Raw genomic sequence first — 18,387 nt, 5'->3', positions numbered from 1 at the left:
ATCAACGACCACTGCACATCCGACAACAACCGAAACCTCGACACGACACCAAGGCTCTCAACGAACAGCCCCAATGTTTGTCAGACACGCTCTAGCCCGGCGAGCTAGCGGGATCCGGCGGCGAGCGCTTGGAGAGCCTGGGTGTGCAGGACGGCTCGGTCGACGCCGCCGGTCTGGAGGGCACGGGCGACGCGGCCCCGGTCGGAGGCGAGGATCCCGACCAGCATCCGCATCGGGCCGAAGCGGGCATGCTTCGGCGGCGCTTCGACACCGCGGTGCAGCAGCAGCTTGGTGGACTCGCCGATCTGCGGATCGCGCGACCGGTCGGGCGTCGACTCGGGCAGCTCGGCCACGCGGACGGCGATCCCGGCGGCGGCGAGGCCGGCTTCCCATTCGCGGTTCAACGCGGCCCGGATCGCATCCTCGGTGAGGCCGGCGTCGGCCAGCAGGCGCGCGGCAGCCGAACTCTTCACCGCCGCGAGTGCGAGCAGAACATGTTCCGCCTCGACCGTCCTCGATCCTTCCCGGCGCGCCTCGTCCCGCGCGGCCTGCACGAGAATCGCGCGCACATCCTTCGGCCCGTCCCGCCGCCCGTCGTCGCGATCGTTCTTGTTGTCCGACATCAGCGCCTCCTCAGGGCGACACCGGCGGCAATCAGCCGCCGGGCGTGTTTCTTGTGCACGGCCTGCCGGGTGACCCCGAGCACCTCGGCCACCTCGGACCAGCTCCAGCCCGCCCGCATCGCCCGCTCCACCTGACTGTCCTCCAGCCGGTCGGCCAGCCGGCGCAACGCAACCACTGCGGCCAGCCCGGCCGCCGGATCTTCGGGATCCACCAACTCGGTCATATAAGCAACCTAGGTTGACAACCATCGACTGTCAACCCAAGTTGCTAAACCTCCGGGCTTGACCGCCCTTCCATGACGGCTCTATAGTCAACACATCAGTTGATCAAGGGAACGGTTGATAAACATGACGGTTGATGACGACCAGCTCGACCGGGCGTTCGCGGCCCTGGCCGACCCGGTGCGGCGGGCGCTGATCGCGCACCTGTCGCGCGGCCCGGCCACGCTGAACGAGCTGGCCGACCCGTTCCCGATCACCAAGCAGGCTGTGTCCCGGCACATCCAGGTGCTGGAGGCCGCCGGGCTGATCACCCGCACGCGGGACGGCCAGCGCCGCCCGTGCCACCTGGTGCCGGCCGCCCTCGAAGCACTGACGAGCTGGATCGACGAGTACCGGCTCGCCACCGAACGGCGGTTCCGCCGGATCGACGCACTACTGGAAAAGGAGCTGTAACCATGAACGGCACCACCATCAACACACCTCCGAACACCCCGTTCGTCGAGGTCACCCGCGAGTTCGCCGCCACGCCCGCCCGGCTGTATCGGGTGATGTCGGACCCCGACCTGCTCGCCCAGTGGCTCGGCCCGCGGAACCTGGAGGCAGAAATCGAGGAGTACGACGTACGCCCCGGCGGAAAGTACCGCTACATCCACCGCGACGACTCCGGTGAGTACGGGTTCCGCGGCGTCTTCCACACCGTCGAGCCGGAGCGGATGATCATCCAGACCTTCGAGTGGGAAGGCGCGCCGGGCGAGGTGTGCATCGAGAAGATGACGCTCGAGCCGACCGAGGACGGCGTTCGGCTGCGGCAGCGGTCGGTGTTCCCGTCGATCGAGGCCCGCGACCAGTCGATCCAGTACGGCATGACCGACGGCATCAACGACTCGATGGACCGGCTCGCCGAGCTGGTGGCGAAGGAGGCCTGATCATGGGCCTCGTCGTCGTCGACATCTCGGTCTCGCTGGACGGTTATGTCACCGGCCCCGACGCCGGTGTCGGCAACGGGCTCGGCGACGGCGGCGAGGCCCTGCACGAATGGGTCTTCCACGGCAACGACGCCGACCGCGCCATCCTCGACGCGGCCTTCGACGCCACCGGAGCGGTGATCCAAGGCCGGAATCTCTTCGACGTCATCGACGCCCCGGACGGCTGGAACGAGGAGCTGGGGTACGGCGCCAAGCCCACCGGTGCGGTCAACCCGCCGGTCTTCGTCGTCACGCACGCACCACCCGAGAAGACACGCCTCGGGGATCGCTTCCGCTTCGTCGCGGGCCCCGCCGACGCGGTCCAACAGGCCAAGGAGGTTGCCGGGAGCAAGGACGTCTACGTGATGGGCGGCGGCCAGATCTGCCAGGCCGTGCTCGCCGAGGGATATGCCGACGTCCTCCGTCTGCACGTGGCGCCGGTCGTTCTGGGCGGCGGCACTCGCCTCTTCCCGGCCGCACCTGCCCCGTCCTACGCGCTGGAGCTTGTCGACGCCGTGTCGACGCCCACCGCGCAACACCTGCACTACCGCGTGCGTAAGTGAGGGTGGTCGGCGATGACGGTCTTGGAGCCCGGGGCGATCTCGGTGTAGCCGGCGTCCTGGACCACGGGGAGGTCGGAGCGCAGCAGGCCGGCCCATCGCGCTGGGGTCGCGGTGCGGACGGCCAGGGCGAAGTCGGCGGCGGCCCATTCCTTGCGGGACTGCGACGACAGTTGCCACCAGGCGAGCTGGGCAGCGTGGCCGCACTGGGCCATCGCTTTGCCGCTGGACATCTCGAGGGCGGGGTTGAGCCACAGGATCGGTACGCCGGGTTCGACCGGCGGAAGGTCCGTGGTGTCCTCGAAATCGGTGCCGCTGACCTGGAGCTTGAAGAGTTCGGGCGGTACGTCGTCCAGCGGGGTCGGCGGGAACACGCGGACCTCGGCCGGCGGGTGCTGGTCCGGAGCACCGGCGCCGGAGCCGTGCACGGTGATCCCCGGCAGCGCCTCGGCCCGGCGCCATTCGGCACCGCGGGCGCGCTTGGTGATCTTGCGGATCCGGTTGTCCTGCCAGGCCGCCATCGCCTCGGCCCACTCCCCCTCGCCGTCCGACCGCTCGTCGGCGAGGATCGCGAGCACCGCCCGCGCCGCCGTCTCGAGGGCGTCGGTCTGGGCCGGCCGCGCGTTCTTCTCGACCCGCACCACCAGCGTCAGCACGTGTTCCATAGGAGCGAGTTTGTCAGGCGCGGATCTCCAGGTATGCAGAAGTCCCGATTCGGCCGACGACACGCCGTCCGAGCGGCAGTTCTGCCTACCTGGAGGTTCACGCCCGGGTGTTAGCGTGACGGCATGCAGCAGTACCTCGATCTCCTCCGGCAGGTGCTCGACCACGGGACCGAGAAGGGCGACCGGACCGGGACGGGCACGCTGAGCGTGTTCGGGTACCAGTCGCGGTACGACCTGCGCGCGGGCTTCCCGGCGGTGACCACGAAGAAGCTGCACCTGCGGTCGGTGATCGGCGAACTGATCTGGTTCCTCAGCGGCTCCACCAACATCAAGTGGCTGCACGAGAACAACATCTCGATCTGGGACGAGTGGGCCGACGAGAACGGCGAGCTCGGCCCGGTGTACGGCTACCAGTGGCGGTCCTGGCCGACGCCCGACGGCCGCCACGTCGACCAGATCGCGGCGGTCCTCGAGTCGATCAAGAACAACCCGAACTCGCGCCGGCACATCGTCAACGCATGGAACGTCGCCGACGTCGACGACATGGCGTTGCCGCCGTGTCACACGATGTTCCAGTTCTACGTCGCGGACGGCCGGCTGTCCTGCCAGCTGTACCAGCGCTCGGCTGACATCTTCCTCGGTGTCCCGTTCAACATCGCGTCCTACGCGCTGCTCACCCACATGGTGGCGCAGCAGACCGGCCTCGAGGTCGGCGACTTCGTGCACACGCTCGGTGACGCGCACCTGTACCTGAACCACCTGGACCAGGCCCGCCTGCAGCTCACCCGCGAACCGCGCCCGCTGCCGACCCTGAAGCTCAACCACCGCGACTCGATCGACGCGTACGAGATCGCCGACGTCGAACTGGTCGGCTACGAGCCGCACCCGGGGATCAAGGCCCCGATCGCGGTATGACGATCGTCCTGATCGCCGCGGTCGGACGCAACGGAGTGATCGGGCGGGACAACGACCTGCCCTGGCGGATCCGCGAGGACCTGCAGCGCTTCAAGCGCCTCACCCTCGGCCACACGCTGGTGATGGGCCGCAAGACGTACGACTCGATCGGCCGCCCGCTCCCCGGCCGCCGCACCGTCGTCGTCACCCGCCGACCCGACTGGTCCGCGGACGGTGTCGAGGTCGTCCACACCCTCGAGGACGCGCTCAAGTACGACGGCACGCTGTACGTCGCCGGCGGCGGCGAGATCTACCGCCAGGCCCTCCCGTACGCCGATACGCTCGAGCTGACCGAGGTGGACCAGTCCCCCGACGGCGACGTGACGTTCCCGCCCCTCGACCGCACCGCCTGGACCGAGACCGCCCGCGAGGCCGGTGACGGCTTCGCGTTCGTGACGTACCGGCGTACCTAACAACGAGCACGCAACGCCTGGAGCCAGGGGGACCGGGAACCGCGTAGATTGTGTGCGCGTCACGGAGGTATCCAGGGGCGCCGCTCGGAGGGGAACACGATGACTGAAGCCGACAACACCGCTGCTCAGGCCGCTGCCGCACAGCCCGCGGCGGCGCCGTTGCAGCCGCCGACGGCGACCGCACCGGGGCTGGTACTGACCGCTCCCGCGCCGTCACAGCCGGTAGCCGCGACGGCCGCGCCGACAATGGCGCCCGCTGTCGACCCGGCCGCGTTGCCGGGGCTGGACAGCAAGGTGGACACCTTCCTCACCTCGCTGATGGCCGCCGAGCCGCGGTCGCCGGAGTTCGCCGCGAAGGCCAGTGACGTGCGCAGCATGGGCGATGTCGACATCCGAGCCGCGGCCGAGAGCTCGAACCGGCTGCTGCAGTCGCCGGTGCGCGCGCTGCAGGAGGGTGGCCTGTCCGAGGGGTCGACGGTCGGCAAGACGCTGCTCGAGCTGCGCCGTACGGTCGAGGAGCTGGACCCGAAGCAGGCAACCGGGGTGAAGAAGCTACTCGGGATGATCCCGTTCGGCGACAAGATCGAGGACTACTTCCGCAAGTACCAGAGCGCGCAGAGCCATCTCGAGGGCATCCTGCACAGCCTGCGCAACGGCCAGGACGAGCTCGGCAAGGACAACGCCGCGCTGAACCTGGAGAAGCAGCAGCTCTGGGACGCGATGACCCGGCTGAACCAGTACGTGTACGTCGCCGAGCGCCTCGACGCGCGGCTGTCCGCGGCGATCGCGGAGCTGGAGGCGACCGACCCGGAGAAGGCGAAGGCGTTTCGCGAGGACGTGCTGTTCTACGTCCGGCAGAAGCACCAGGACCTGCTCACCCAGCTGGCCGTGTCGATCCAGAACTACCTGGCCATCGACATCGTGATCAAGAACAACATCGAGCTGATCAAGGGTGTCGACCGGGCCTCGACGACCACGGTGTCGGCGCTGCGGACGGCGGTCATCGTCGCGCAGGCGCTGAGCAACCAGAAGCTCGTGCTGGACCAGATCACCGCGCTGAACACCACCACCAGCGGCATGATCGAGCGCACCTCGCAGATGCTCAAGGACAACTCGGTCGCGATCCAGGAGCAGGCCGCGTCGGCGACCATCGGACTGCCGCAGCTGCAGGCCGCGTTCCAGAACATCTACGCGACGATGGACGCGATCGACACGTTCAAGGTGCAGGCGCTGGACAACATGGCCGCGACCATCGGCACGCTGGAGACCGAGGTGACCAAGTCCCGGTCGTACCTGGACCGGGTCGCCAACCAGAACCAGCAGGTCGTGCACGGCAGCCTCGAGCTCGACCTCGGCCGCTGATCCGCGGCGCCGTACCGGAACCGCCGGACCAGAACTGCTGCACGAAGCACACACACGACACGAGAAACGGACGAGGGGGACGGCGCGTTGGCTCTGGGTGACTTCTTCGCGCGGCTGACCGGCCGCAAGGAGGAGCCCGAGCCTGTCCAGGTCCCCCGTCCGCCGACGACAGACGATCTGCTCGCGGCCCTGGTGCAGGTCGAGCAACTGGTCGCCGGCGGCGCCGTACCGGCCGTGGTGGCGTCACGGGTCGCGCGGGTCGTCCGCGTGGTGCGGGAGACGATTCCGCGGCTCGGCAACCTGGGCGGCAGTGCGCAGGCGTACTCCGTGATGGCGACGGCGACCGACTACCTGCCGGAGGCCATCGGCGGGTACCTGCGGCTGCCGCGGCAGTGGGCCGACACGCGCCCGGTGGACCGCGGCAAGACGTCGCTGATGATCCTGATCGACCAGTTGGACCTCTTGGCCGCGACGATGGACCAGGTCTTCGACGCGGTGAACCGGGCCGACGCGGCGGCGCTGATCGCGCACGGCCGGTTCCTGCAGGAGAAGTTCGGCACCGGCTCGACCGGCGGAGGGCTTGCCCTCGGCCCGACCGAGTCGACCCCGGCGCCCGATCCCGGGGCGGGGCCGTTGCCACCACCACCTGGACGAGGAGGGTCATGAGCGGCGCGGGGGGACTGCAGGAGGCGCTGTCGGCGCTGGTCACCGTCGCCGGCCGGGCCGGCGTCGCCGAGGACACTGCGCGCGGCGAGGCGTTGGCGCTGGCGGCCGCACTGGCCGAGTCCGCGCCGGGTGCGCCCGCCGACTGGGCGAAGGCCGTTCCGGACGGGACGACGCAGGACTTCTTCGACGCTGCTGTGCGCGGGCGTCGCTGGCGCGGCGCACCGACCGCCGTACTGACCGAGCTGGTCGCCAACGGGTCGCCGGAGAAGACGGCGTACGCCGAGGCGCTGGCCGAGGTCGCGTCCGCGGCCTGCACTCTGGGTGAACCGACCATGAGGGTCGTGGGCAACGCGTCCGTGGCCGCGGCTGCTCAACTGCGGGCCGCAGGTGCACGACCGATGCACGTCGGCGCGCCGGGTAAGCCGTTGCCCGCCGGTGCGCCTGGTACGGCGGATCCGACCGGCGTGGCTGCTCCGACGACTGCTGCTGCGACAGCCACGGAACCGGCGGCCGAGGCCGAGCCGGAGTCAGAGAAGAGTGTCGACGAACTGCTGGCCGAGCTGGACGCTTTGACCGGGCTGGAGCGGGTCAAGCGCGAGGTGCACCGGCAGGTCGCCGTACTGCGCGTCGAGAAGCTCCGGACCGAAGCCGGCCTGAAGAGTCCGACAATCACCCGGCACCTGGTGTTCGTGGGCAATCCGGGCACCGGCAAGACGACCGTCGCCCGGCTGGTGAGCGGGATCTACAAGGCGCTCGGCCTGTTGTCGAAAGGACAGCTGGTCGAGGTGGACCGGTCCGAGCTCGTCGCCGGGTACCTCGGTCAGACGGCGACCAAGACCGCCGACGTGGTCGCTTCCGCCGCGGGTGGCGTGCTGTTCATCGACGAGGCCTACAGCCTCACCGCCGGGGACCTGGGCGCCGACCAGTACGGGCGGGAGGCCGTCGACACGCTGGTCAAGGAGATGGAGGACCGGCGCGACGACCTGGTGGTGATCGTTGCCGGGTACCCCGAGCCGATGGCGGCGTTCATCGCGGCCAACCCCGGGTTGGCGAGCCGGTTCCGGACCACGATCGAGTTCGAGAACTACACCGACGACGAGCTCACCGACATCCTGGTCGGGCTCGCCGAGGCGGCCGACTACGAGCTGGTGCCGGAGGCGGTGGACGCGTTCCGCGAGATCCTCGCGACCACGCCGCGGGACAGCTCGTTCGGCAACGGCCGGTTCGCTCGGAACGTCCTGGAGGCCGCGATCGGCCGGCACGCCTGGCGGTTGCGCGACGTCGAGGCACCGACCACGGACGAGCTGCGTCAGATCCTCGCCGCCGACCTTTCCGAGCAGCCGGATGAGCCCGACGTACCCGAAGCACCTGAACCACCTGAGGCACCTGACGAGCCGGCGGACGCTGCCGAAGCCAAGCAGTCCGACCAGCAGCAGGACGAGCAAGGAGAACAGGCGTGACCCAGACGCAGAGTGCGCCGCCCGCCGCCGTGCCGGCCCCGCCGCCGGGGACGGTGCTGCCGGCCAACCTGGCCCAGCAGTCGCCGCAGCCGACCGCCCACGCCCCGGGCCCGCGCGGCGCGATCGCGCGCTGGTTCGAAGGCACGCCGGGCCGGATGCGCGCGTTCCTGATCCTGGCCGCCGCGATGAGCGTGGTGTTCGGCCTCGCCGCCTCGCAGGGCTTCAGCCAGTCCGAGGGTTCGCTCGACCGCGCGCAGGCGAACACCGCACAGCTGGTCCGCATCCAGGCGATCCACACCAACCTGGTCAGCGCGAACGCCGACGCGACCAACGCGTTCCTGGTCGGCGGCCTGGAGCCGCCCGCGCAGCGCGCACACTACGTCGGCGCGATGAACGCCGCGGCCGGCCTGATCGCCGACGCCGCCAGCGCCCAGCCCGCGGACCGCGAGGTCCTCGGTGCGCTGAACAAGACCCTGCTCACCTACGAAGGCCTCATCGAGCAGGCACGCGCGAACAACCGCCAGGGGCTGCCGATCGGCTCGCAGTACCTGAAGGACGCGAACGCTGTGCTGCAGGACGACTCGCTGCCGCTGGTCAAGGCCCTGGTCGAGGCGAACGAGCAGCGTGTCGACACCGAGTTCGACGGCATCAGCAAGGGCAACCTGTGGCTGCTGCCCGGCGGCCTGCTCACCCTGGTCGTCTTCGCGATCACTCTGCGCTGGCTGGCCCGCCGCACGCACCGCTACCTCAACGTCCCGATCGCGGCCGGCGCGGTGGTGGTCCTGCTGACCACGGTCATCGGCGGTATCGCGCTGGCCAGCGCATCCAGCTCCGCGAAGGACATCCGCGACACCTCCTACGACCGGACGCTGGCGCTGTCCCGCGCCCGGATCGCGGCGTACGACGCCCGTTCGAACGAGAGCCTGACGCTGGTCGCGCGCGGCTCGGGTGAGGCATTCGACAAGGCGTACAACGACGCCGCCGGCGAGGTGACCAACCAGTTGGACAAGGTGCAGCGCAACGACGTGCAACTCACCGACGCTTGGCAGGCGTACGCCGAAGTACACAAGAAGGTCCGTGCCGACGACGCCGGTGGCAAGTGGGACGACGCCGTGAACCTCGCGGTCGGCAAGTCCGGTGCCGACGCCAACTCCGTCAACACGTTCAACGCCTTCGACAAGCTGTCGTCGGACCGCCTGCGCAGCGCGAGTACGGCGGTGCAGGCCGAGCTGACCGACGCGCGCGACGGGCTGCCGCCGATCGGCTGGCTGGGCGTACCGCTGGGCATTGTCGCCGCACTGCTGGTCGCCTGGGGCATGTCGCAGCGTCTGGAGGAGTACCGATGAAGAAGCTGATCCCGGCCGCGGTCGCCACCGCCCTGCTCCTCACCGCCTGCGGCAACGGCAACTACGCCAGCACCCAGATCCCCGCCAAACCCGAACCGGCCCCCACCACAGCCGCCCCGCCGGTCGTGGCGGACTGCCAGGGGGTCAACCCGCTCGCATCGTTCAAGCCGGACGGTCCGTTGCCGGCTCCGGGGCAGATGCCGGCCGGCTCGTTCATGGAGAAGATCCAGAAACGTGGACGGTTGATCGCCGGCGTCTCGGCCGACAGCTACAACCTCGGCTACCGGGACCCGATCACCGGGCAGATCCAGGGCTTCGACATCGACATGATCTATGCGGTCGCCGACGCGATCTTCGGCGAACCGCTGCCGGGCGAGCCGCACCAGGTCGAGTTGCGGGTGATCTCCAGCCCGGACCGGATCCCTGCGCTGCGCGACACGAAGAATCCGGTCGACATCGTCGCGCGGAACATGACCATCAACTGCGCACGCTGGAAACAGATCGCTTTCTCCGCCGAGTACTACCGGTCGGGGCAGAAGACGCTGGTGCAGCGCGACTCGAAGGCCGAGGACGCCGACGACCTGTCCGGGCAGACGATCTGCGCGCCGGCCGGTTCGACCAGCCTGGAGAACCTGAAGAAGCGGAACCCGAAGATCAACCCGGTCACGGCCGATACGGACACCGGCTGCCTGGTGCTGTTCCAGCAGGGCAAGGCCCAGGGCATCAGCGGTGACGACACCGTGCTCGCCGGCGACGTCGCCCAGGACCCGTACGCCAAGGTGCTGCCCGAGCGCTTCAGCGAGGAACCCTACGGACTGGGGATCGCGCTGACGAATCCGGACTTCGTGAAGTTCGTGAACGGCGTGCTCGAGAAGATCAAGGCGAACGGTGAGTGGAAGGCGTCGTACGACAGGTGGCTGGCGCCCGCGCTCGGCAGGGCTCCCGCTCCGCCCGTGCCCATTTACGGCCGACCGGTCCCGCCGCAATGACGGTTCGGGCGCCGGTGGTGGTGTCGCCGGGGGCGCCGGGGCGGATGGGGGGTACGCCGACTGCTTCGGAGTTGCTGGCGTATCTGAACGCGCTCGGGGAGTGGCGGGATCGGCGGAAGGCTGAGCTGGACGAGCTGGATCAGGCGGCGCTGCACTCGCCGGACGCGGATGCGCTGAGCCCGGACGTCGTGCTGGCGATGACGGTGTGGAAGGCCGTCTCGGACCGGTACGAGCTGATCCTCGTCACCTGGGATTCCGGGCGGGTCGGGCCGACCGAGACCGAGCGGATCGCGGCGTTGATCTGGGGCGGTCTGGACGCCGGCGGCACCGGTGGACAGCTCGCCGTTTCGTTGCCCGAAGCATGCAAACTGTCGGACGCGCTGGCTGCCAGCCTGCGCGCCAAGCTCGCGCTCGACCCCGGCGACGCCGACCTGGCCGCGCGGTTGCGGCAGTTGCGTGCTCAGGTGGAGCGGATCAGCGACCTGGTCAAGCAGGAGCCGGCCACCACCCGCAACGACGCGCTCGCCAAGCACCACGATCTGGATCGCCGCCTGACAGATCTTGCCGAGCGCAACAAACGCGGCGCGGACATCGGCGGGCTGATCGGCCCGTTCGAGCTGGACGCCGCCAAGCTCGAACGCGATCTGATCGTCGGCGCCGCCACCCGCAAGGAACGTGCCGCCGACGTCGCCCGCGCCCGCACTCTCCGCGGTGAACTCGAGGCGCAGGGTACGGCGGTCCGCGCGCTTGCCGACAAGGCGGTCAAGGCGGTCAGTCCGGCGCCGCGCCTCGCCGTACCGGACGTGACCGCGCTCGGCCCGGTGCCGAACACGCCGGCCGAGCTGGCGCAGTACCTGACCCGGCTGGACGCCGTACGACGGGCGCTCGGTCAGGCGCAGGCGGCGTACGGCGGTGCGCTCGAACGCCGCGACGAGCTGACCCAGCTGCTGGACGCCTATCAGGTGAAGGCGGCAACTGTTGCCCCAGGCAATGACGATCTTGCCGAGCTGTACCGGCGCGGCCGGGCGGCGATCGAGGCCGAGCCGGTCGACCTGGCGCGCCTGGCTGCACTGGTAGCGGCCTACCAGGCCTACCTGGAAGGAACGAGATGACGACCTGCACCCAGCCGGGCTGCACCGGCTCCATCGTCGACGGGTACTGCGACGTCTGCGGCTCCCCCGCCGTGCCGAGCACCGCTGCACCGGCAGCACAGGCGGCACCAGCGGCCCCGGTGACCGGCGCCTGCACCCAGCCCGGCTGCACCGGCACCTACCTCGACGGCTACTGCGACGTCTGCGGCTCGCCCGCGCCCGAAGCGGGTACGGCATCCGACCAGGGCGGGGACCAACTCAACACCGTGTCGACGGTCTCCCGGGCTTCGAACCGGCTGGCGTCGATGCCGCTCGGCTCGGCCCGCGCGGCCGCGGCCGGTTCGAAGCTGACCCGCCGGCTCGGTACGTCGTCCACCCGGCTGCGCGGCGCCCGCCTCGGCGCCGGGCTGACGCACGTCCCGACGATCCCGCCGATCGACGCGAGCAAAGCGATCCTGGCCAACCCGATGGTCCCGGAGGAGCGCCGCAACTGCCCGAACTGCGGCAACCCGGTCGGCCGGTCCCGCAACGGCCAGCCCGGCCGGACCGAGGGCTTCTGCCCGAAGTGCCGCAGCCGGTTCTCGTTCGACCCGAAGCTGCACCCGGGCGACGTGGTCAACGACCAGTACGAGGTGGCCGGCTGCCTGGCACACGGTGGGTTCGGCTGGATCTACCTGGCCCAGGACAAGAACGTCTCGGACCGCTGGGTCGTCCTCAAGGGCCTGCTGAACTCCGAAGACCCGGACGCGGTCGCGGCCGCGATCGCCGAGCAGACCTTCCTGGCCCGCGTCGAGCACCCGCTGATCGTCGAGATCTACAACTTCGTCAAGCACGCCGGCGCCGGCTACATCGTGATGGAGTACGTCGGCGGGACGTCGCTGAAGAGCCTGCTCAAGCAGCGGATGGCGGCCAACAACGGGCAGTACGACGCCCTGCCGATCGACCAGGCGATCGCGTACCTGCTGGAGATCCTGCCGGCGTTCTCGTACCTGCACGACCTCGGCCTGGTGTACTGCGACTTCAAGCCGGACAACATCATCCAGGTCGGCGACGCGGTCAAGCTGATCGACCTCGGCGGTGTCCGGCGGATCGACGACCTGGACTCGGCGATCTACGGCACGGTCGGCTTCCAGGCGCCCGAGGTGGCGGAGGTCGGCCCGTCGGTGGCCTCCGACATCTACACGCTCGGCCGGACGCTGTGCGTGCTCGCGATGGAGTTCCGCGGCTACCAGAGCCGGTACGTCGACTCGCTGCCGCCGGTGAGCGAAGTGCCGCTGTTCCAGAAGTACGACTCGGTGTACCGCCTGCTGGCCAAAGCGTGCGCGAAGGACCCGGCGGACCGTTTCCAGTCCGCGGACGAGTTCCGCGTGCAGCTGCTCGGCGTACTGCGTGAGGTGGTGGCCGACAAGCAGGGTGTGCAGGCCGCGCAGCACTCGGCGTCGTCGCTGCTGTTCGGTGCGCCGAGTGGTGTCAACGACACCGCCCACCCGTGGAAGCAGCTGCCCGCGCTGGCGCCGGACGACGGCGACAAGATGGCCGGCTGGCTCAAGACAGTCAGCGTGCCGGACCCGGCCAAGCGGCTGGAGCTGCTGGTCGACGCGCCGGAGCAGTCGCCGCAGACGCTGCTGGAGGTCGCTGCGGCCGCGCTGGAGATCGGGCCCGAGCGCTACGACATGGTCGACACGGCGGTGTCCGACCTGCTCAGCCAGGACCCGTGGGAGTGGCGGGCGGTCTGGATGGCCGGTCTGGTCGCGCTGGCCCGGGGTGACTTCGTCGGTGCGCAGTCCGCGTTCAACGCCGTTTACGGCCAGGTGCCGGGTGAGCTGGCGCCGAAACTGGCCCTGGCGATCGCCTGTGAGCAGAGCGGCGAGTTCGATGTTGCCGAAGGCCTCTACCTGACCTGTGCGCGCACCGACGCCAACTACATCGCGCCGTCGGCGTTCGGGCTGGCGAACATCCGGACCCGGCGCAACGACCTGGACGGCGCGCTCGCGGCGCTGGACCTGGTGCCCCGGACCAGCGGCGCGTACGTGCGGGCTCGTCGCCAGCGAGCCGGGTTGCTGGCAGGATCAGGCCGTGGCCTTCCCGCGCTCGCCCAGGCGATGGACAGCATCGCCACGCTGACCATCGACCCGGTCGACCGGGCCAACCTGGCCGCCGACGTGTACCGGAGCGCACTGACGGAGGTTCAGCAGGCCGGTCCGCAGGAAGCGGTCCGGATCGACGGCCGGGCGGCGACCGAGTCCTCCCTACGGGCAGGGCTCGAGGAAACGTACCGGTTCCTGGCTGACCAGGCCCCGACCCGGACGGAACGGATCGTCCTGGTCGACCGGGCGAACGAGGTACGAGGATGGACGTTGCGATGACGAGTTCGACCGACACGGCCTGCCCCAACTGCGGCGGTCCGGTGGCCGAGGCCGACCTGTACTGCGAGGCCTGCGGCACCGAGCTGAAGCCTGGTGCGGCAGCCCCGTCGGCGGCGCTGGACACCGACACCGAGCCGACGGTGGAGATCGGTACGGCGTCCGCGCCCGACGCGGCGCCCGCCGGCCCGTGCAGGTCCTGTGGCGGCACCGTGGGCGCGGACGGGTACTGCGAGACCTGTGGGACCAAGGCCGCGAAGCCGCGGGACCACTTCGAGGAGCAGCCCGCAGACTGGGTGGCCGGAGTCTGCGACCGCGGCATCCGGCACAGCCGCAACGAGGACGCGATGGCGCTGGCCGCGGACGCCGAAACGGGCAGCCGCGCGCTGCTGGTGGTCTGCGACGGCGTCAGCTCCTCGCTCGACTCCGACGTTGCCTCGCTGGCGGCCGCGCGGGCGGCCCGGGACGTACTGCAGGCCGGCCACGCGCAGGGCCTCGGTACCGAGTCGTCACGGGCCGGTGCGATCGCGGCGCGGATCAAGGCGGCGGCCGACGCGGCGAACGACGCCGTACTCGACAACACCAGCCCCGACAGCCCGAACCCGGCGTCCTGCACCTTCGTGACCGCCGTACTGGAGAACGGGCTGCTGGTCGCGGGCAATGTCGGCGACAGCCGCGCGTACTGGTTCCCGGACGACGCGGAGCCGGTCGCGCTGACCGTCGACGACTCCTGGGCGGCCGAGCTGATCGCCACCGGGATCTCCCGGCAGGAGGCCGAGTCCGGACCGCACGCGCACGCGATCACCCGCTGGCTCGGCAAGGACGCGCCGGACCACACCCCGCGCATCACGACCCTGCAGGTGAGCGGGCCGGGCTGGCTGCTGGTCTGCTCGGACGGCCTGTGGAACTACTGCTCCGAGGCGGCACCGCTCGCCGACCTCGTACGTCAGACAGCTGCGGACCACGGGGGCGAGCCGAAGGCCACCGCGTCCGCCCTGGTCGACTGGGCCAACGCCCAGGGCGGCCAGGACAACATCACCGTCGCGCTCGCGCGGATCTGACCGGACCCAAGGAGAGGACCGAGATGGCCGACTTCACCGCCACCGTCTACCAGAACGAGTTCCTGCCCGACGGCGGGACCGACGTGCACGCCATCGTCACGGTGAACTGCACCGGGGCCGGCGCCGCGGGACAGTCCGGCAGCGGCGACGCGGGCGAGATCATCATCGTCGACACCTCCGGCTCGATGGGCCGCGAGGGCGTCCAGGCCGCCGCGTACGCCGCGCAGACCGCGCTCGACCAGATCCTCGACGGGGTCTGGTTCGCGGTGATCTCCGGCAACGACCGCGCGCAGCTGGCGTTCCCGCCGTCCGCGGAACCGGTGATGGTCCGGATGGACCCGTACACCCGGCAGGCCGCCAAGGACGCCGTGTCCCGGTTCTACGCCGACGGCGGCACCGCGATGGGCACCTGGCTGCGGCTGGCCGGGCGGGTCTTCGCGACCGTGCCGTCGCTGACGCAGAAGCACGCGATCCTGCTCACCGACGGCGAGAACCAGCACGAGACCCCGGAGGCGCTGACCCAGGCGATCGAGTCGGTCACCGGCCAGTTCCAGTGCGACACCCGCGGCGTCGGCGTGGCCTGGCAGGTCGACGAGGTACGGCGGATCGCGCAGGCGCTGCTCGGCACCGTCGACATCATCCCGGCGCCGGACCAGCTGGCCGCCGAGTTCTCCAAGCTGATCCAGAACGCGATGAGCCGCGGTGTCGCCCAGGCCGACCTGCGCGTCTGGGCGCCGCAGGGTGCCGAGGTGCTGTTCGTCCGGCAGGTCGCGCCGACGGTCGAGGACCTGACCTCGCGCCGGACCGCGATCAACCCGCTGACCGGGGCGTACCCGACCGGGTCGTGGGGCGACGAGTCCCGTGACTACCATGTGGCGATCCGGCTGGCCGCGAAGGCGGTCGGCCAGGAGCAGCTGGCCGCGCGGGTCCAGCTGGTGATCAACGACCAGACCGTCGCGCAGGGCCTGGTGAAGGCGCTGTGGTCCGCCGACGAGGCGCTCACCACCCGGATCAGCCCAGAGGTCGCGCACTACACCGGCCAGACCGAGCTGGCGCAGGCGATCCAGGAGGGCCTGGCCGCCAAGGCCGCCGGTGACACCGCGACCGCGACCACCAAGCTCGGGCGCGCCGTGCAGCTCGCCGCGGCGACCGGGAACGAGGAAGCGACCACGCGGCTGCGCAAGGTTGTCGACATCGACGACCAGGAAACGGGTACGGTGCGGCTCAAGCGCACGGTCGAGAAGGCCGACGAGATGGCGCTCGACACAGCCTCCACCAAGACCACCCGGGTGCGGAAATGACCGTGAACTGTCCGAGCGGACACCCCTCCACCTCCACCGACTACTGCGACGTCTGCGGTCTGCCGATCGGTGCCGCCGGCACCCCGGCAGCCACCGCGACGCCGTCCCCGGCCGTCCCCGCACCTGGACCGGGGGCCAACCCGGCACCGGGATCGGGATCGGGATCGGGATCGGGATCGGCTCCGGCGTCGGGACCAGCATCGGCATCGGCATCGGCATCGGCGGGGCAGACCTGCCCGAACTGTTCGGAGCCGGCCGCGGCCGACGCGCTGTTCTGCGAGAGCTGCGGGTACGACTTCACCACCGGCACGATGCCGCGGCCCGCGTCGCCGCTCGACCTGGGGTCCACGCCGGCGAGCCCCCCGGCACCCGCCGCGACCGCCGAATGGGTCGTCGAGCGGTGGGTCGACCCGGACTGGCACGCCGTACAGCAAAGTGACGAGCCGTGCCCGTCACCGGGGCTGCCGGCCGTCATCCCGCTGACCGAGAAGAGCCTGCTGATCGGCCGGCCGTCCCGTAGCCGCGGCATCTCGCCGGAGATCGACTGCGGCGACGACACCGGCGTCAGTCGCCGGCAGGCCCAGCTGACCACCGACGGCCAGCGCTGGTGGGTCGAGGACCTGCAGTCTTCGAACGGAACGTACGTCGCGTCCGCGGCCGGGCCGCTGCCGGAGACACCCATTATCCCGGGGCAGCGGCAGGAGCTGAAGCCGGACGACCGAATCTACGTCGGGGCCTGGACACGTCTCGTGGTGCGCAAGGCGACGCCGGAGGAGCTGGCCGGACAGGCCTGATTGTTCTGCGGCTTTGGGGCCGGACCGTGGTGGCGGTCCGGCCCCTGTGTGTTCAGCCTGCCGGTACAGCCTTCTGGTTCAGCTGACCGGTCAAGCTGTCCGGTCCAGCTGTCCGGTTCAGTTTTCTGGGAAGGACAGCACGCGGCGGACCGCGAAGACGCGGTAGCCGAGGCGATCGAAGCTCTGCGCCATCGGGACGTTGCCGAAGTCGGTGTCGGCCCGAATCTGCTCGGCGCCGGTCTCCGCCAGCAGGTGCGTGATCTCGGCCAGCAGGTCGTCGCTCAGCCTCTTCCCGCGGTGCTCCGGGACCACGCCGAGGTACCCGACGACCGGACCGCCGGGGTTCGCCGACGGGATCGCGAAACCGACCAGTTCACGGTCGGCGTCGTACGCCAGCCGCCACCACTCGCGATCCCCCGGCATCGCCTTGTACGTCGCCAGCTCCTCGCGGGCTGCTTGTTCGACGCCGAGCCGCTTGATCTCGCGGGCCGTGGCGGCGTCCAGGCTGGCCTCGCTGACGCGCATGAACACGTCCACGAACGCCTCGTCGTCGGCCGGCTCGAACGTGAGCCGCGTGGAACGCTCCGGCAGTCCGTACGCCGGTTTCCACTCGTACCGCAGCCGGTCGGTGACCGCGGTCATCCCGATCGCGGCGGCCGCCCGGGTCCGCGTGTCCAGGTCCGCGACGACCTCGGGCCGGTCCTGCCAGTCGGGTTCCAGGAAGAAGTGGTACTCCGGTGGCTCGGCATCGGCCGGGCGATCGGCGACGGCGTACTTGAGCAGCTCGGTCCACACCGGGACCGGGTCGCCGTCACCGGCGTAGTACAGGCCGTCGATGCTGAACGGGTGCTCCCCACCGGGGAAGCCCCACCAGATCACCAGCGCCTGAATCGCGCCGTTCTCCTCGTACGCCCAGGTCCAGGCGTGCTTGTAATAGCCCTTGGCAACGTACTCGGTGTACCGCTCCAGGGTGACGGTGTTGACGGACTGCTGCTCGATCAGAGCGTGAATGGTGTCGAGGTCGGCCTCGACGGTGGTGCGGATGGTCACAAATCCTCCAGCAGGAGGCGCGCCGCTCCGCTCAGTGCGAGCCGTGTGAGCGGTCCGGGCGCGCCGGGAAACAGGTCATGGTGTTCATCGGTCGCTCCCTCCACTCATGGGTTCCTCGCCGCTGCCGACTGTAGAGGTACGAGGGGTCATAGTCCATCCGTTATTCACAGTTGGGATGTACCGCCGCCCGGTCCCGCGGGCAGCCTCCGACCATGAGAACCCTCATCGCCGCCGCAGCCCTGGCGACCACCGCCGCCCTCGGCCCCACGGCCCACGCCGCCCCAGCCCTGCCCCACGCCGCCCCCGCCCCGTCCCACTCCGCGCCCACCCTCACGAGCACTGTGACGGGCAGTGTGACGGGCACAGCCACGAGCACTGCCACGGGCACTGTGACGAGCACAGCCACGAGCACTGCCACGGGCACTGTGACGAGCACAGCCTTGCTGAACAGCACGCTGATCACCGTGAGCAGTGTGCTGGTGCTGATCGTGCTCGGCTCACT

Annotated in this window: 21 protein-coding genes; 15 read left to right on the top strand and 6 right to left on the bottom strand. The window is 70.3% G+C overall.

Annotation, left to right across the window (positions count from 1 at the left end; all coding sequences use genetic code 11):
• Positions 1–104 precede the first annotated feature (104 nt).
• Complete coding sequence (locus tag AB0B82_RS33775; protein ID WP_360178093.1) at positions 105–623, bottom strand: Clp protease N-terminal domain-containing protein; 519 nt, start codon at positions 621–623, stop codon at positions 105–107.
• Complete coding sequence (locus AB0B82_RS33770; protein ID WP_355482875.1) at positions 623–847, bottom strand: hypothetical protein; 225 nt, start codon at positions 845–847, stop codon at positions 623–625. The genes AB0B82_RS33775 and AB0B82_RS33770 overlap by 1 nt, the downstream gene beginning before the upstream one ends.
• A gap of 124 nt (positions 848–971) precedes the next feature.
• Here AB0B82_RS33770 and AB0B82_RS33765 point away from each other — a divergent pair, with 124 nt between their 5' ends.
• Genes AB0B82_RS33765 through AB0B82_RS33755 form a run of 3 tightly spaced genes read left to right on the top strand, consistent with a single transcriptional unit; the run spans position 972 to position 2,373 of the window.
• The gene (locus tag AB0B82_RS33765; protein WP_360178090.1) at positions 972–1,298 is read left to right on the top strand and encodes a metalloregulator ArsR/SmtB family transcription factor; all 327 of its coding nucleotides are present in this window, start codon (positions 972–974) and stop codon (positions 1,296–1,298) included.
• A 2-nt stretch (positions 1,299–1,300) separates the two neighbouring features.
• Positions 1,301–1,771 (top strand): SRPBCC family protein, encoded by a 471-nt coding sequence (locus AB0B82_RS33760; protein WP_360178087.1) that lies wholly within the window; start codon positions 1,301–1,303, stop codon positions 1,769–1,771.
• 2 nt (positions 1,772–1,773) lie between these two features.
• Positions 1,774–2,373, top strand: a complete 600-nt coding sequence (locus AB0B82_RS33755) for a dihydrofolate reductase family protein (protein WP_360178084.1) — start codon at positions 1,774–1,776, stop codon at positions 2,371–2,373.
• Here AB0B82_RS33755 and AB0B82_RS33750 read toward each other — a convergent pair.
• A complete protein-coding gene (locus tag AB0B82_RS33750; protein WP_360178081.1) occupies positions 2,355–3,035 on the bottom strand; it encodes a peptidyl-tRNA hydrolase in 681 nt (226 codons plus the stop codon). The genes AB0B82_RS33755 and AB0B82_RS33750 overlap by 19 nt on opposite strands.
• Positions 3,036–3,158: 123 nt before the next feature.
• On the opposite strand from AB0B82_RS33750, the gene AB0B82_RS33745 reads away from it, so the two are divergent.
• The 11 genes from AB0B82_RS33745 to AB0B82_RS33695 all read left to right on the top strand — a co-directional run bounded on the left by AB0B82_RS33745 (position 3,159) and on the right by AB0B82_RS33695 (position 16,041).
• Positions 3,159–3,950: a thymidylate synthase gene (locus AB0B82_RS33745; protein ID WP_360178078.1), complete on the top strand. Its 792-nt coding sequence runs from the start codon at positions 3,159–3,161 to the stop codon at positions 3,948–3,950.
• Positions 3,947–4,402, top strand: coding sequence for a dihydrofolate reductase (locus tag AB0B82_RS33740; protein ID WP_360178075.1), 456 nt, complete (start codon positions 3,947–3,949; stop codon positions 4,400–4,402). Before AB0B82_RS33745 ends, AB0B82_RS33740 begins: the two co-directional genes overlap by 4 nt.
• 99 nt (positions 4,403–4,501) lie before the next feature.
• On the top strand, positions 4,502–5,764 hold the full coding sequence (locus tag AB0B82_RS33735) for a toxic anion resistance protein (RefSeq protein ID WP_360178072.1): 1,263 nt from the start codon (positions 4,502–4,504) through the stop codon (positions 5,762–5,764).
• A gap of 87 nt (positions 5,765–5,851) precedes the next feature.
• Complete coding sequence (locus tag AB0B82_RS33730) at positions 5,852–6,430, top strand: hypothetical protein (RefSeq protein WP_360178070.1); 579 nt, start codon at positions 5,852–5,854, stop codon at positions 6,428–6,430.
• On the top strand, positions 6,427–7,890 hold the full coding sequence (locus AB0B82_RS33725; RefSeq protein WP_360178067.1) for an AAA family ATPase: 1,464 nt from the start codon (positions 6,427–6,429) through the stop codon (positions 7,888–7,890). Before AB0B82_RS33730 ends, AB0B82_RS33725 begins: the two co-directional genes overlap by 4 nt.
• Entirely contained in the window at positions 7,887–9,236 is a 1,350-nt protein-coding gene (locus AB0B82_RS33720; protein ID WP_360178064.1) for a hypothetical protein, read from the top strand. The genes AB0B82_RS33725 and AB0B82_RS33720 overlap by 4 nt, the downstream gene beginning before the upstream one ends.
• The gene (locus AB0B82_RS33715) at positions 9,233–10,225 is read left to right on the top strand and encodes a glutamate ABC transporter substrate-binding protein (RefSeq protein WP_360178061.1); all 993 of its coding nucleotides are present in this window, start codon (positions 9,233–9,235) and stop codon (positions 10,223–10,225) included. Before AB0B82_RS33720 ends, AB0B82_RS33715 begins: the two co-directional genes overlap by 4 nt.
• A complete protein-coding gene (locus AB0B82_RS33710) occupies positions 10,222–11,337 on the top strand; it encodes a hypothetical protein (protein ID WP_360178058.1) in 1,116 nt (371 codons plus the stop codon). Before AB0B82_RS33715 ends, AB0B82_RS33710 begins: the two co-directional genes overlap by 4 nt.
• Positions 11,334–13,682, top strand: a complete 2,349-nt coding sequence (locus tag AB0B82_RS33705; protein WP_360178055.1) for a tetratricopeptide repeat protein — start codon at positions 11,334–11,336, stop codon at positions 13,680–13,682. The genes AB0B82_RS33710 and AB0B82_RS33705 overlap by 4 nt, the downstream gene beginning before the upstream one ends.
• Positions 13,679–14,740, top strand: a complete 1,062-nt coding sequence (locus AB0B82_RS33700; protein ID WP_360178052.1) for a PP2C family serine/threonine-protein phosphatase — start codon at positions 13,679–13,681, stop codon at positions 14,738–14,740. The genes AB0B82_RS33705 and AB0B82_RS33700 overlap by 4 nt, the downstream gene beginning before the upstream one ends.
• Before the next feature lie 23 nt (positions 14,741–14,763).
• The gene (locus AB0B82_RS33695; protein WP_360178049.1) at positions 14,764–16,041 is read left to right on the top strand and encodes a VWA domain-containing protein; all 1,278 of its coding nucleotides are present in this window, start codon (positions 14,764–14,766) and stop codon (positions 16,039–16,041) included.
• Positions 16,042–16,081: 40 nt separating this feature from the next.
• On the opposite strand, the gene AB0B82_RS33690 is transcribed toward AB0B82_RS33695, so the two are convergent.
• Positions 16,082–16,342, bottom strand: coding sequence for a hypothetical protein (locus tag AB0B82_RS33690; protein WP_360178046.1), 261 nt, complete (start codon positions 16,340–16,342; stop codon positions 16,082–16,084).
• 10 nt (positions 16,343–16,352) lie between these two features.
• Between AB0B82_RS33690 and AB0B82_RS33685 the strand changes: the two genes are divergently transcribed.
• On the top strand, positions 16,353–16,835 hold the full coding sequence (locus AB0B82_RS33685; protein WP_360178043.1) for an FHA domain-containing protein: 483 nt from the start codon (positions 16,353–16,355) through the stop codon (positions 16,833–16,835).
• A 117-nt stretch (positions 16,836–16,952) separates the two neighbouring features.
• Here AB0B82_RS33685 and AB0B82_RS33680 read toward each other — a convergent pair whose 3' ends face one another.
• Together AB0B82_RS33680 and AB0B82_RS33675 are read right to left on the bottom strand one after the other, a co-directional pair.
• Positions 16,953–17,885 carry a GNAT family N-acetyltransferase gene (locus tag AB0B82_RS33680; RefSeq protein WP_360178040.1) on the bottom strand — a complete coding sequence of 311 codons (933 nt, stop codon included), beginning with the start codon at positions 17,883–17,885 and terminating at the stop codon, positions 16,953–16,955.
• A 160-nt stretch (positions 17,886–18,045) separates the two neighbouring features.
• Positions 18,046–18,387, bottom strand: a 342-nt coding sequence (locus AB0B82_RS33675) for a hypothetical protein (RefSeq protein WP_360178037.1), incomplete at its 5' end; no start/stop codon positions are given.

The sequence above is a fragment of the Kribbella sp. NPDC048915 genome, from assembly GCF_040649595.1.
In the GTDB taxonomy this organism is placed as follows: Bacteria; Actinomycetota; Actinomycetes; order Propionibacteriales; family Kribbellaceae; genus Kribbella.
Note: the sequence above shows the minus strand (reverse complement) of the source record. Positions and strands in the feature narration are given on the sequence as shown.